The organism is Pseudomonas sp. McL0111 (assembly GCF_052567255.1).
Genome location: NZ_CP199585.1, coordinates 5,792,065 through 5,807,735, shown reverse-complemented (window position 1 = coordinate 5,807,735; position 15,671 = coordinate 5,792,065). Strand labels below are relative to the sequence as shown.

1 protein-coding gene is annotated in these 15,671 nt (G+C 62.2%); it reads left to right on the top strand.

The features are described 5' to 3' along the window. The first annotated feature begins 91 nt into the window (after positions 1 to 91). The gene (locus ACTWLJ_RS26065; RefSeq protein WP_445179056.1) at positions 92 to 15,670 is read left to right on the top strand and encodes a non-ribosomal peptide synthetase; all 15,579 of its coding nucleotides are present in this window, start codon (positions 92 to 94) and stop codon (positions 15,668 to 15,670) included. Position 15,671: the final 1 nt, after the last annotated feature.

Here is a 15,671-nt window from a genome sequence, read left to right as displayed (position 1 = left end):
TGTTCTCATTCGCTAATTTTTCCGGTCTGGATTCGTTTTATAGGGACGACGTGCCTTTGTGCTTCCTGCCTACTGATCCGGATGCTAAGAAATGAATGCTGAAGACTCCTTGAAACTTGCTCGCCGGTTTATCGGGTTGCCCCTGGAAAAGCGCCAGATGTTCCTCGCGGCCCTGCAAAAGGAGGGCGTGGATTTCGCTCGATTCCCGATCCCCGCCGGCATTGAAGCCGAGGATCGCCAGGCGTTGTCCTACGCGCAACAGCGGATGTGGTTTCTCTGGCAACTCGATCCGCAGAGCGGCGCCTACAATTTGCCGGGTGCGGTGCGCCTGAGCGGGCAACTGAATCTGGCGGCGCTGGAACAATCGTTCGCCAGCCTGGTGGAGCGTCACGAAACTCTGCGCACGGTATTCCAGCGCCAGCCTGACGACAGCTTGCGGCAAGTGCCGGCCACCGCGCCGCTGATCATCAATCACGGGGATTTCAGCCCACTGCCGGCCGATGAGCGCGAGCAGGCGGTCAGCCGTGCTGCCGAACAGCAATCGGTGCAGCCGTTCGATCTGGCGACGGGCCCGTTGCTGCGTGTGTCCCTGCTGAAGCTCGGCGCTGATGAACACGTTCTGCTGCTGACCTTGCACCACATCGTCTCCGATGGCTGGTCGATGAACGTGCTGATCGACGAATTCATCCACTGCTACGACGCCTTTGATGCAGGCGCGCAGCCGCAACTGGCGGCGCTGCCGGTCCAGTACAGCGACTATGCGCTGTGGCAGCGGCGCTGGCTGGAGGCCGGCGAGCAGGCGCGGCAATTGCAATACTGGCAGGCACAACTGGGTGATGAACATCCGGTGCTGGAACTGCCGCTGGATCATTCGCGTCCGGCAGTGCCGAGCTATCGCGGCACCCGCTACGAATTCGCTGTCGACGGCCAATTGGCCGAGCAACTGCGCAACACCGCACAGAAGCATCAGGTCACGCTGTTCATGTTGTTGCTCGGTGCCTTCAATGCGCTGCTGCACCGTTATACCGGCCAGACCGACATCCGCATCGGCGTGCCGATCGCCAACCGCAACCGTGCGGAAATCGAAGGCCTGATCGGCTTCTTCGTCAACACCCAGGTATTGCGCACGCAACTCGATGGTCAGACCCAGGTCGATGATCTGTTGCGCGCCATCAAGGAAACCGCGCTCGGCGCTCAGGCCCACCAGGATCTGCCGTTCGAGCGGCTGGTCGAGGCCTTGAAACTGGAACGCAGCTTGAGCCATACGCCGCTGTTCCAGGTGATGTACAACCACCAGCCGCAAGTTGCGGATCTGGCCAACGTCGGCACAGCGTCGGGCCTGTCGTTGAGCAGTCTCGACTGGCAGAGCCGCACGACTCAGTTCGACCTCAGCCTGGACACCTGGGAGAAGGGCGGCAAGTTGCATGCGGCACTGACTTACGCCAGCGATCTGTTTGATGCCACGACCATCGAGCGTATGGCGCGGCATTGGACGCGTCTGCTCCAGGCGATGGTCGCCGATACCTCGCAACGGGTTGGCGAGTTGCCGTTACTCGATGCCGCCGAGCAACACACGCTGGTGCATGACTGGAACAATGTGCAGGCGGTGTACCCGACCGGCCAGCCGATTCATCATCTGATCGAAGCGCAGGTAGCGCGCAATCCAGATGCACCGGCGCTGGTGTTTGGCGAGAACACGCTGACCTATGCCCGACTCGATGCCCGAGCCAATCAGTTGGCGCACTTGCTGCGCGAGCAGGGTGTTCAAGCGGATAGCCTGGTCGGGATTTGTGTCGAGCGCTCGGTCGAAATGGTCGTTGGCCTGCTGGCGATCCTCAAGGCTGGTGGTGCCTATGTGCCGCTCGATCCGGAATACCCGCAGGAGCGCCTGGCCTACATGGTCGAGGACAGTGGCATTACCTTGCTGCTGACTCAAAGTTCGCTGCTGTCGCGAGTGCCGACTGATGGTGTGCAGGTGATCATTCTCGATCAGGAGGCCGACTGGCTGGATCGCTACAGCGAGAGCCGCCCGCAGGTGGTGGTCGATCCGTTGAATCTGGCGTATGTGATTTACACCTCGGGCTCCACCGGCAAACCGAAAGGTGCCGGCAACAGCCATGCCGCACTGGTCAACCGTTTGTCCTGGATGCAGGAAGCGTATGCACTGGACGGCAGCGACTCGGTGTTGCAGAAAACCCCGTTCAGCTTCGACGTGTCGGTGTGGGAGTTTTTCTGGCCGCTGCTGACTGGCGCTCGTCTGGTGGTCGCCGCACCGGGGGCGCATCGCGATCCGCTGCAACTGATCGAGACCATCAACCGTCATGCCATCAGCACACTGCACTTTGTGCCGTCGATGTTGCAGGCGTTTATCCATGAGCCGGGCGTCGAAAGCTGCGCAGGTCTGAAACGTATCGTGTGCAGCGGCGAAGCCTTGCCGCTGGATGCGCAACAGCAGGTGTTCGCCAAGCTGCCGAATGCCCACCTGTACAACCTCTATGGCCCGACTGAAGCGGCCATCGACGTCACTCACTGGACCTGCGTCGATGAGGGCGCCGACAGCGTGCCGATTGGCCGGCCGATTGCCAACCTGCGCACGCATGTGCTGGATGCCGAGCTGCTGCCGGTGCCGAGCGGTGTGGCCGGCGAGTTGTATCTGGGCGGGGCGGGGCTGGCGCGCAGTTATCATCAGCGTCCGGCGCTGACCGCCGAACGTTTTGTGCCGTGCCCGTTCCATGACGGAGCGCGGCTGTACCGTACCGGAGACCGCGTACGCCAGCGTGCCGACGGGGTGATCGAATACCTCGGTCGTCTCGATCATCAGGTCAAATTGCGCGGTCTGCGCATCGAACTTGGCGAAATCGAAACCCGTCTGATGCAGCATCCGCTGGTGCGAGAGGCCGTGGTGCTGGTGCAGGGTGGCAAGCATCTGGTCGCGTATCTGGTGCTGGAAAATGCCCAGGCGGACGAGCAATGGCAGCAGGACGTCAAGGCGTGGTTGCTCGGCAGTCTGCCGGAATTCATGGTGCCGACCTATCTGATGACGCTGGCCAGACTGCCGGTGACCGCCAACGGCAAGCTCGACCGCAAAGCCCTGCCACAACCCGACGCCGCGTCGCAGCAAGCATTTGTTGCGCCGCAGGACACGATGCAAATGGCCCTCGCGGCGATTTGGGAAGACGTGCTCGGCCTCGAACGCGTCGGCCTGGAGGACAACTTCTTCGAACTCGGTGGTGACTCGATCATCTCGATTCAAGTGGTCAGCCGCGCTCGGCAGGCGGGTATTCGCATCAGTCCACGGGACTTGTTCCAGTATCAAACCGTACGCAGTCTGGCGCTGGTGGCCAAACTCGACAGCCACAGTGCGATCGATCAGGGGCCGGTGACCGGCGAGGCGTTACTGGGGCCGATCCAACAGCAGTTTTTCAGCCGCGTGATGCCGCTGCGCGAGCACTGGAACCAATCGTTGTTGCTGACGCCTCGCGAGCCGCTGAACGCGCAGCGGCTGGACGCTGCGTTGACGCGAGTGCTCAACCATCACGATGCCTTGCGCCTGCGATTTGTCGAAGGCGCCGATGGCTGGCAACAAGTTTATGGCCCGCAAGTCGAGAGCGCTGATCTGTGGCAGCGCGATGCCGAGTCCACCGAGCAACTGACGGCCTTGTGCGATGCCGCACAGCGCAGCCTTGAATTGGCAAACGGCCCGCTGTTGCGGGCGCTGCTGGTGACGTTGGCCGACGGCACTCAGCGGTTGTCGCTGATCCTGCATCACCTGGTAGTCGATGGTGTTTCCTGGCGGGTACTGTTGGAAGATTTGCAGCAAGCCTACGAACAACTGGCCGCTGGCGGGGGCGTGCAGTTGCCGGCCAAGACCAGCGCATTCCAGAGCTGGACGCAACGCTTGAGTGGTGAAGCAGCGCGCTTCGACGATCAGTTGGCCTACTGGAAAACCCAGCATGAGGCCGCGCAGGATCTGCCGTGCGAACGCCCGCAAGGCAGTTTGCAGAATGTGCATGGACAGAAAATCGAATGGCGTCTGGACGCCGAGCGCACCCGGCAACTGTTGCAACAAGCGCCGGCGGCCTATCGCACGCAGGTCAATGACCTGTTGTTGACAGCGCTGGCGCGTACCGTCAGCCGCTGGAGCAAACAGCCGGGCACCCTGATTCAACTGGAAGGTCATGGCCGTGAAGATCTGTTCGACGACATCGACCTGACGCGCACCGTGGGCTGGTTCACCAGTCTGTTCGCGCTGAACCTGACCTGCACCGATGACCTCGATGGTTCGATCAAATCCATCAAGGAGCAACTGCGCGCCGTTCCGGACAAAGGCCTGGGTTATGGCGTGCTGCGTTATCTGGCCGCGCCGCACATACGCGAAGAACTGGCAGCACTGCCACAGCCGCGTATCACCTTCAACTATCTGGGGCAGTTCGACCGTCAGTTCGACGAGCAGGCACTGTTGGTGCCGGCCACTGAGAGCGGCGGTGCCGCACAGGACCAACAAGCGCCGCTGGATAACTGGCTGACCGTCGAAGGTCAGGTGTATGGCGGCGAGTTGAGCCTGAGCTGGGGGTTCAGTCGCGAGATGTTCGACGTCGCCACCGTTCAGCGTCTGGCCGATGATTACGCCGCCGAACTCGGCGCGCTGATCGAACATTGCTGTGCGCTCGAAGCACCACAGGCCACGCCGTCGGACTTTCCGCTGGCACGTATCAGCCAGGCACAACTGGATGCCTTGCCGGTGGCTGCTGCCGCCATCGAAGACCTGTATCCGCTGTCGCCGATGCAGCAGGGCATGTTGTTCCACACCTTGTACGAACCGCAGGTCGAGGCTTATATCAGTCAGATGCGCCTGGACATTCAAGGCCTCGATCCGCAGCGTTTCGCCGCTGCCTGGCAGGCGGTGCTGGAGCGGCATGACGTGCTGCGCAGCAGCTTCCATTGGCAAGGCCTGAACAGCGCTCATCAGGTGATCAGCCGTCAAGTGGTGTTGCCACTGGAATTGCTCGATGGCAGTGCCACCGGCATCGACACTGCCGCGCTGGCCGACGCCGAACGCGCCCGTGGTTTCGATCTGGACAGCGCGCCATTGTTGCGACTGAAACTGGTACGCACTGCTGCCGATGCCTGGCACCTGATCTACACCAGCCACCACATTCTGATGGACGGCTGGAGCAATGCGCAGTTGCTCGGCGAGGTGATTTCGCACTACGCCACTGGCCGTGCGCAACCGGCGCCGGTGGCGAATTACCGTGATTACATGGGCTGGTTGCAGCAGCAATCGGCAGTTGCCGACCGGCAATTCTGGGACGCCACGCTGGCCCCGCTGCAAGCGCCGACGCTGCTCGCCGACGCAATGCGTGCGCCGGTGGACGGGCAGGGCAGCGGCGAGTACCGCGAGCTGATCGACGAACCGACAACCCGCCGTCTGGGCGAGTTTGCCCGTCAGCAAAAAGTCACCCTCAACACCTTGTTGCAAGCGGCCTGGAGCCTGTTGTTGCAACGCTATACCGGGCAGGATTGCGTGGTGTTCGGTGCGACCGTGGCCGGTCGTTCGGCGCCGCTGCCGGGGATCGAGCAGCAACTGGGACTGTTCATCAACACCTTGCCGCTGGTCTGCAACCTGCGTCCGGACCACTGCGTCGGCCAGTGGCTGAGTGACTTGCAGGCACAGAATCTGGCGCTGCGCGAATACGAGCATGTGCCGCTCTATGACATTCAGGGCTGGGCCGGGCAGCAAGGATCAGCGCTGTTCGACAGCCTGCTGGTGTTCGAAAACTTCCCGGTAGCTGAAGCCCTCAAACAAGGTGCGCCAGCGGGTCTGACTTTCGGCAACCTGCACAACCATGAGCGCACCCACTACCCGCTGACGCTAGGCATCGAACTGGGTGCCAGCCTGAGCCTTGAACTGGGCTACGACGCGGCACGTTTCAGTGCGGCGCAGGTGCAAACGCTATGCGCCAATCTGCGGCATCTGCTGGAACAATTGGTCGCCAGTGCCCAGACCCGACTGGGTGCCTTGCAACTACTCGATGCAACGGCGCTCCGGACGATGCTTGCACACTGCCAGCCACCGGCGGTGCAGTTGCAGCAGCAAGGTCTGGTGCACGAGCGCATTGCCGCACAGGCGCGCGTCACACCGCAGGCATTGGCGGTACAGGCTGGCGAACTGAGGCTGAGCTACGGCGAGCTGAACGTTCAAGCCAACCGCCTCGCCCATCGTTTGTTGGCGAGCGGCGCGGCGCCGGGCAAACGTGTCGGCCTGGCCTTGCATCGCAGCCCGCAGATGATTGTCAGCCTGCTGGCGGTGCTCAAGACCGGCGCGGCCTACGTGCCGCTCGATTCGAAGTACCCGACGCAGCGCCTGGCCTACATGATCGAAGACAGCCGTCTCGATCTGTTGCTGAGCGAGTCCGGCCTGCTGGACGACGTCGCACTGCCAACGGGCCTGGTACGTCTGGACCTGACGGACATCACCACCGAGTTGGCGGCTTACCCCGACAGCGACCCGCAGAACACTGCAGTTGCCGCTGATCTGGCCTACGTGATTTACACCTCTGGCTCCACCGGCCAGCCGAAAGGCGTGGCCATCGATCATGCTGCCTTGCAGGAGTTCTGCCAGACCGGCGCCGAGTATTCGCTGCTGGAGGCGCAGGATCGGGTGCTGCAGTTTGCGACGTTCAGCTTCGACGGCTTTGTCGAGCAGTGCTATCCGCCATTGTGCGTCGGTGCGGCGCTGATCCTGCGCGGTGACGAATTGTGGGACGTCACCCGCCTGGCCGACGAAATCGTCCGGCACGACGTTACCTTGGCCGACTTGCCGGCGGCTTACTGGTTCCTGTTGGCCCGTGAATGCGCGAGTGGCAACGTCAAGGGGCTGGGCAAGTTGCGCCAGGTGCACGTTGGCGGCGAAGCGATGTCGGTCGAGGGTTTGCGTCTGTGGCATGAAGCCGGCCTGGGCCACGTGCGTCTGCTCAACACCTACGGGCCGACCGAGGCCACGGTGGTGTCCAGCGTGCATGAGTGCCGCTTGAGCGATGCCAGCGACAGCTTCGGTATTCCGATTGGCCGGGCGATTGCCGGTCGTGCCTTGTATGTGCTCGACAGCGCCGGTCAATTGTTGCCGGCCGGTGGTGTTGGCGAGTTGTGCATTGGCGCGGGCGCCTGTCTGGCGCAGCAGTATTTCGACCGTCCGGCGCTGACCGCCGAACGCTTCCTGCCGGACCCGTTCGCCCGTGAGCCGGGTGCGCGTCTGTATCGCAGTGGCGACCTCGCCCGATACAACCAAAACGGTGACCTGGAGTATGCCGGGCGTATCGACCATCAAGTGAAAATCCGCGGTTTCCGCATCGAGATGGGCGAAATCGAAGCTTGCCTGCAAGCGCTGGACGGCGTGCGAGCGGCAGCGGTCATCGCTCAGGAATTTGCCGGCGGCGCGCAATTGGTCGCCTGCGTGGTGGCCGAAACGGGCCGCGAACCGGCGCTCGGCGAAGCGCAATGGCTGGCGCAGATCAAGGCTGCATTGCAACAGGCGCTGCCGGATTACATGGTGCCTGCGCACCTGCTGGCATTGGCCGCGTTGCCGCTGAACAACAACGGCAAACTCGACCGTGCGGCACTGCCGAAAATTGATTTCAGCCTGGTACAGACGGCTTACGTCGCGCCGCAGACCCTGCTGCAGGTGCAACTGGCAGACATTTGGCAAGCAGTGCTGGAGTCGGGGCCGGTAGGCCTCGACGATCACTTCTTCGAGCGCGGCGGTCACTCGCTGCTGGCGACTCAGGTGATCTCCCGGGTACGTCAGGTGCTCAAGCGCGACGTGCCGATGCGTACCCTGTTCGAACACCCGACCCTTCAGGGGTTTGCCACGGCGTGCAGTGCTTTGCAGCACAGCGAAAGCCTGCCGATGCTGGCCGTCACGCGTGGCGAGGGGTTGCGCTTGTCATATGCCCAGGAACGTCAGTGGTTCCTCTGGCAACTGGAACCGGACAGCGCCGCTTACCATGTACCCAGCGCATTGCGCTTGCACGGGCCGCTGGACATCGTCGCGTTGCAACACAGCTTCGAACAACTGGTCGCGCGCCACGAGCCGTTGCGTACCACGTTCCGTCAGGATGACGAGCGCACGGTGCAGATCATTCATCCGCAAGGCTCGTTGCTGATTGAACAGCAGACATTGCCGCAAACCGATGCGGGCACCGTGCAGCACTGGGTACAGGCGCAGATCAGCCAGCCGTTCGACCTGCTGAACGGACCATTGCTGCGGGTCAGTCTGCTGCGAGTGGCGGCAGACGAGCATGTGCTGGTGATAACCCAGCATCACATTGTCTCTGATGGTTGGTCGATGCAGGTCATGGTTCGTGAACTGATGGCGCTGTATGCCGCGCAACGCAGTGGACAATCCATCGAGCTGCCAGCACTGACCCTGCAATACGCCGACTTCGCGCAATGGCAGCGTCAATGGATGGACGCCGGCGAACGCCAGCGGCAACTGGACTACTGGGTCGCACAATTGGGCGGCGAACAACCGGTGTTGGAATTGCCATTGGATCACTCGCGCCCGGCGGTGCAGAGCTATCGCGGTGCACGCCAGGATCTGGCGCTCGAACCGGCACTGAGCACGCAACTGCACGACCTGGCCCGGAGCGAAGGCGTGACGCTGTTCATGCTTCTGCTGGCCTCTTTTCAGACTTTGCTGCATCGCTACAGCGGTCAGGATGACGTGCGTGTCGGCGTGCCGATTGCCAACCGCAATCGCGCTGAAACCGAAGGCCTGATCGGCTTCTTCGTCAACACTCAAGTGATGCGTGCGCGGTTTGACGGTGAGCCGGGTTTCCGCGATCTGCTGATGCAAACCCGGCAAGCGGCGCTCGGTGCCCAGGCCCATCAGGACCTGCCGTTTGAGCAACTGGTCGAGGCGCTGGCGCCGGAGCGCAGCCTCAGCCACAGCCCGCTGTTCCAGGTGTTGTTCAACCATCAAAGTACACAAGACCCGGTGACAGCCGTCAGCGATCTGCGCGTTGAAGGCCTGATGTGGAACAGCGCTACAGCGCAGTTCGATCTGACCCTCGACACCACCGAAACCGACGCCGGACTGATGGTCAGTCTGACCTACGCCAGCGATTTGTTCGACGCTGCAACCATCAGCCGTCTGCTCGGGCATTGGCAGGCGCTGCTACGCGGCATTGTCGCCGCGCCGCAGCAAGCGGTGCAGGCGCTGCCGATGCTGGACGCCGAAGAGTGTCAGACCATCATCCAGGACTGGAATGCCACGGCGACCGATTACCCGCTCGACCGCAGCGTGCAACAGTTGATCGAAGCGCAGGTGCTGCAAACTCCCGATGCCCCGGCTCTGGTGTTCGCTGAAACGCGCCTGAGCTACGCAGAACTCAACGCCCGGGCCAACCAACTGGCGCACAAGCTGATTGGCGCCGGTGTCGGCCAGGAAAGTCTGGTGGGTATTGCTGCCGAGCGTTCGATCGAAATGGTCGTCGGCTTGCTCGCGGTGTTGAAGGCTGGTGGCGCCTATGTGCCGTTGGACCCGGAGTACCCGCAGGATCGTCTGCGCTACATGATCGAGGACAGCGGCGTGCAATTGCTGCTGACCCAGGCGCATCTGGTTGAGGCACTGCCATTGGGTGGTCAGGTGCAAACCCTGTTGCTGGACGCGCCGCTGGGTGCTTACCCGACGGTCAATCCGCAGGTGATCGTTGACGGCGAAAACCTCGCTTACGTGATCTACACCTCCGGCTCCACCGGCAAACCGAAAGGCGCTGGCAACCGTCATGTCGCACTGACCAACCGCTTGTGCTGGATGCAACAGGCCTACGCCATCGGCGCAGGCGACAGCGTGCTGCAAAAGACCCCGTTCAGCTTCGACGTATCGGTATGGGAGTTCTTCTGGCCGCTGATGACCGGTGCGCGTCTGGTGGTGGCGGCTCCGGGCGATCACCGCGATCCAACAAAACTGGTCGAGTTGATCAACCGCGAACGGATTACCACGCTGCACTTCGTACCGTCGATGTTGCAAGCCTTCCTGCAGGACAGCGACGTCGCCACTTGCGCCAGTCTGCAACGCATTGTCTGCAGCGGCGAAGCGTTGCCGGCGGATGCCCAGCAACAAGTGTTCGCCAAGCTGCCGCAGGCCGGTCTGTACAACCTTTATGGCCCGACCGAAGCGGCCATCGACGTGACTCACTGGACCTGTGTGGAGGAGGGCCGCGACAGCGTGCCGATCGGTCAACCGATCGCCAACCTCGGCTGCTACATCCTCGACGACCAACTGCAGCCGGTACCGGCGGGTGTGTTGGGCGAGTTGTATCTGGCCGGTATCGGTCTGGCGCGCGGTTATCACCAGCGCCCGGCGCTGACCGCCGAGCGTTTTGCGGTCAGCCCGTTCGGCAATGGCGAGCGGATCTACCGCACTGGTGACCTGGCGCGTTATCGCGCCGACGGGGTGATCGAATACGCCGGGCGCATCGACCATCAGGTCAAATTACGTGGGCTGCGCATCGAACTCGGCGAGATCGAAGCGCGCCTGCTCGAGCATGCCGATGTACGCGAAGCTGCGGTGTTGGTGATCGACGGCAAGCACTTGACCGGGTACGTCGTGCTGGCGCAGGAATCCCCCGATTGGCGCGATGCTCTGATGCGTCATCTGCACAGCGGCCTGCCGGAGTACATGGTTCCGAACCAGTGGCTGAGTCTGGCGCAGATGCCGCTCAGCCCCAACGGCAAGCTGGATCGCAAGGCGTTGCCGAAACCCGAGTTGAATCAAGGCAAGGCACAATACATCGCGCCACGTACCGAACTGGAGCAACGCATCGCCGCCGTCTGGGCCGATGTGCTGAAGCTGGAACGGGTAGGGCTGAGCGACAACTTCTTTGAACTGGGTGGCGATTCGATCATCTCGATTCAAGTGGTGGCTCGCGCTCGTCAGGCGGGCATTCGCTTCACGCCGAAAGACCTGTTCCAGTACCAGAGCGTGCAGGCGCTGGCCGGCGTCGCCACGCTGGGCAACAGTGGTCCGCAGTTTCCTCAAGGTCCGGTCAGCGGCACGACACCGTTGCTGCCGTTCCAGCAGTTGTTTCTTGAATCAGAGATTGCCGAGCGCCATCACTGGAACCAGTCGGTGTTGCTCAAACCGGCACAAAATCTTGACGCTGCGGTGCTTGAGCAAGCCTTGCAGGGCCTGGTGAATCACCACGATGCGTTGCGTCTGGCGTTCACCGAATCGGCTGACGGCTGGACCGCCAGCCATCGTGAGCCGGCGGCCAGTGATACCTTGCTGATGCAATCCGCCGTGGCCGACGATGAGCAGATGCAGGCCGCCTGCCTTGCGGCTCAACGCAGCTTCGATCTGGCGCAAGGCCCGTTGCTGCGCGGCCTGTTGCTGACCCTGGCCGATGGCTCGCAACGTCTGTTGCTGGCGGTTCACCATTTGGTGGTCGATGGGGTGTCGTGGCGGATTCTGCTCGAAGACCTGCACAGCGCTTATGTGCAGGGCCAGCAGGTCCAGCCGTTGAAACTGCCGGCCAAGACCAGCGCCTTCAAGCACTGGGCCGAACGCTTGCAGCAACATGCCCCGCAACGCGCAGATGAACTCGAACTGTGGCGTGCGCAATTGACCGGTGCGGTGCCGGATCTGCCATGCAACAACCCGCACGGCAGTCTGCAGAACCGTCATGCGCACACGGTGCAGACGCGCCTCGACCAGACCCTGACCCGACAACTGTTGCAACAGGCCCCGGCGGCCTATCGCACTCAGGTCAACGACTTGCTGATGACCGCACTGGCACGAGTGATTTGCCGCTGGAGCGGTCAGCCATCGACGCTGATCCAGCTCGAAGGTCATGGCCGTGAGGATCTGTTCGACGGTATCGATCTGAGTCGTACCGTGGGCTGGTTCACCAGCCTGTTCCCGGTGCGTCTGACCCCGACTGAAACCTTCGACGGCTCGATCAAGCAGATCAAGGAACAGTTGCGCGCGATTCCCGACAAGGGCCTGGGCTTTGGTGTGCTGCGTTACTTCGGTGATGAGGCGACCCGTCGTGAGCTCGCGGCATTGCCAACCCCACGCATCACCTTCAACTATCTGGGGCAGTTCGATACGCAGTTCGACGAAGCGGCGCTGTTTGTGCCGGCCAGTGAACGTGGCGGTGACGAGCAGAGCGCGCTGGCGCCGCTGGGCAACTGGCTGGAGCTTAACGGTCAGGTCTATGCTGGCGAGCTTAGCCTGGGCTGGACCTTCAGTCGCGAGATGTTCGACGACGCCACGGTACAACGTCTGGCCGATGATTATGCTGCGGAACTGGCTGCACTGATCGCCCACTGCTGCGATCCACAGCATGCCGGGATCACGCCGTCCGACTTCCCGCTGGCACCGCTGAGTCAGAACCAGCTCGATGCCTTGCCGGGCGCCGGAGCCGATGTCGAAGACATCTATCCGCTGTCGCCAATGCAGCAGGGCATGTTGTTCCATAGCCTGTATGAGCAAGGCTCGGGGGATTACATCAACCAGATGCGCGTCAGCGTGCAGGGCCTCGATGCCGAGCGTCTGCGTCAGGCCTGGCAAGCTGCGGTGGACAGTCATTCGATTCTGCGCACGCGGTTTGTCTGGATCAGCGAGCAGGAACAACCGCTGCAGATCGTCCAGCGTCAGGCACAACTGCCGTTCAGCCTGCACGACTGGCGCGGACGCAGCGATCTCGTCCAGGCACTCGACAGCCTGGCGCAGGAACAACTGCAACAAGGCTTTGATCTGCTGCAGGCGCCGTTGCTGCGCCTGGTCCTGGTGCGCACTGGCGAGGACAGCCATGAAATGCTCTACACCAGCCATCACATCCTGATGGATGGCTGGAGCAACTCGCAGTTGCTCGGCGAAGTGTTGCAACGATACGCCGGTGAAACGCCGCTCGCGCCGGTGGGCCGTTATGCGGACTACATCGGCTGGCTACAACGTCAGGACAGTCAGGCCAGCGAGCGCTTCTGGAGCGAGCGGCTGGCTGATCTGGACGAGCCGACGCACCTGGCTCGCAGTTGCCTCGACAATGCCGCAGCGTCCGGCGTCAGCGGTTATGCGCAGCACACGCGACTGCTGGACACAGAGCAGACGCTGCGTCTGGGCGAGTTCGCCCGCCAGCAGAAAGTCACCCTCAATACGCTGGTGCAGGCCGCGTGGCTGTTGCTGTTGCAACGTTACACCGGTCAGCAGACCGTTGCGTTCGGCGCTACGGTCGCCGGTCGTCCGGCAGAATTGCCGGGTATCGAGCAGCAGGTCGGGTTGTTCATCAATACGCTGCCGGTGATTGCTCGTCCGCGTGCCGAGCAGAGTCTTGGGGACTGGCTGCAATCGGTGCAGGCACTGAATCTGGCCATGCGCGATTTCGAATACACACCGCTGGCGGATATTCAGCGCTGGTCAGGACAGCGCGGCGAAGGACTGTTCGACAGCCTGTTGGTCTTCGAGAACTATCCGGTCTCCGCAGCCCTGAACAGCGGTGCAGCGCAGGGCCTGCGTTTTGGTCAGGCGTCCAGTCAGGAGCAGACCAATCTGCCGCTGACCGTACTGGTGGACATGGGCGAGAGCCTGTCGTTGCAGTTCGCTTATGCCTGTCAGCATTTCAGCGCAGCGCAGATCGAGCAGATCGGCGGCCACTTGCTGCACCTGTTGCAGCAAATGGCCGTTTCGCCGGCCCAGCGGCGGCTGTCCGAGATCGGCCTGTTCGACGCCGTGCAGCAACAAGCGGTGCTGCGCGACTGGAACCGCGAGCCGGCGACTTTCGCGCAAACCTGCACCTTGCAGCAGTTGATCGAAGCGCAAGTTCGTCAGTCGCCGAATGCGATTGCCGTCAGCCTGGGTGATGAGCAATTGACCTACGGCGAGCTCAATATTCGAGCCAACCGTCTGGCTCATGGGTTGATCGCCCGAGGGGTGGGCGCCGACGTACTGGTCGGGCTTGCCGCCGAGCGCTCGATCGAAATGATCGTCGGCCTGGTAGCCATCCTCAAGGCCGGCGGTGCTTATCTGCCGCTGGACCCGCAGTACCCGGCCGAGCGCCTGCAATACATGATCGAAGACAGCGAGATCACTCTGTTGTTGATGCAACCGGGCGTGCTTGATCACCTGGAACTTGCGCCCAGCGTCGAGACGTTGCTGCTGGGCGATGACGCGACCTGGCAGGCGCAACCGGCCAATGATCCACAAGTCTGGGCCGACAGTGCCAGCCTCGCCTATGTGATCTACACCTCGGGCTCCACCGGCAAGCCGAAAGGCACGCTGCTGGCGCACGACAATGTGCTGCGTCTGTTCGAGGCCACCGATGGCTGGTTCGGTTTCGGTGCCGAAGATCGCTGGACGCTGTTCCACTCCTACGCATTCGATTTCTCGGTCTGGGAAATTTTTGGCGCGCTGCTGCACGGCGGGCGTCTGGTGATCGTGCCGCACACAGTCAGCCGTTCGCCGCAGGAGTTCTACGAGTTGCTCTGCCGCGAGCGCATAACCGTGCTTAACCAGACGCCGTCGGCCTTCAAACAACTGATGCAAGTGGCTTGCGATACTCCACAGGCTCAGCAGCCGTCGCTGCGTTATGTCGTGTTCGGTGGCGAGGCGCTGGAAGTGCGCAGCCTGCGCCCATGGTTCGAACGTTTCGGCGATTCGGCTCCGCAGTTGATCAACATGTACGGCATCACCGAAACCACGGTGCACGTGACCTATCGTCCGCTGAGTCTGGCCGACCTGGAACAGGATGCCGGCAGCCCGCTGGGCGATCCGATCCCGGATCTGGGCTGGTATGTGCTCGACGCTGACCTCAACCCGGTGGCCAGGGGTTGTATCGGTGAACTGCACGTCAGCGGTGCTGGCCTGGCACGCGGTTATCTCAAGCGCGCGGACCTCAGCGCCCTGCGCTTTGTACCCAACCCGTTTGGTGATGTCGGGGCGCGTCTGTATCGCACCGGTGACCTGGCGCGTTATCGCGCTGATGGGCGCATCGAGTACGCCGGACGCATCGACCATCAGGTGAAGATTCGTGGCTTCCGTATCGAACTGGGCGAGATCGAGGCGCAATTGCTGGCGCTGCCGCAGATTCGCCAGGCTGTGGTGCTCGATCAGCCGGGTGCCGGTGGTGTGCAACTGGTTGCGTATCTGGTGGCCGATCAATCGGTGGAACTTGATCAGCAGGGCCAATGGCGTGAACACCTGCGTCAGGCGCTCAAGCACAACTTGCCGGATTACATGGTGCCGGCGCATCTGTTGCTGCTTGACAGCCTGCCGCTGACCGCCAACGGCAAACTCGACCGCAAGGCGTTGCCGCAACCGGACGCCAGTTTGCTGCAAAACGTCTACGTGGCGCCGCAAAGCGAACTGCAACAGCAGATCGCAGGAGTTTGGGCCGAAGTGCTGAAGCTGGAGCGGGTGGGCCTGAGCGACAACTTCTTCGAACTCGGTGGTCACTCGCTGCTGGCGACCCAGGTGGCACTGCGCCTGCGGGAACTGCTGGGCTTCGAAATTCCGTTGGCAAGCCTGTTCGCCAGTGCCGATCTGGCGGCGTTTTGCGCTGCCGTTCAAGCCCTGCAACCAGATTTGCAGCCCGTTCATGATGTTTTGGCTAAATCCTTGGAGGCTCTCAATCGTTTATCAGCAGATGAACTTGAAAAACTGATTTCCTGAG

Bases quoted from the DNA above. Each gene is read 5' to 3' on its own strand.
- ACTWLJ_RS26065 (WP_445179056.1), top strand. From the start codon at position 92: ATGAATGCTGAAGACTCCTTGAAACTTGCTCGCCGGTTTATCGGGTTG.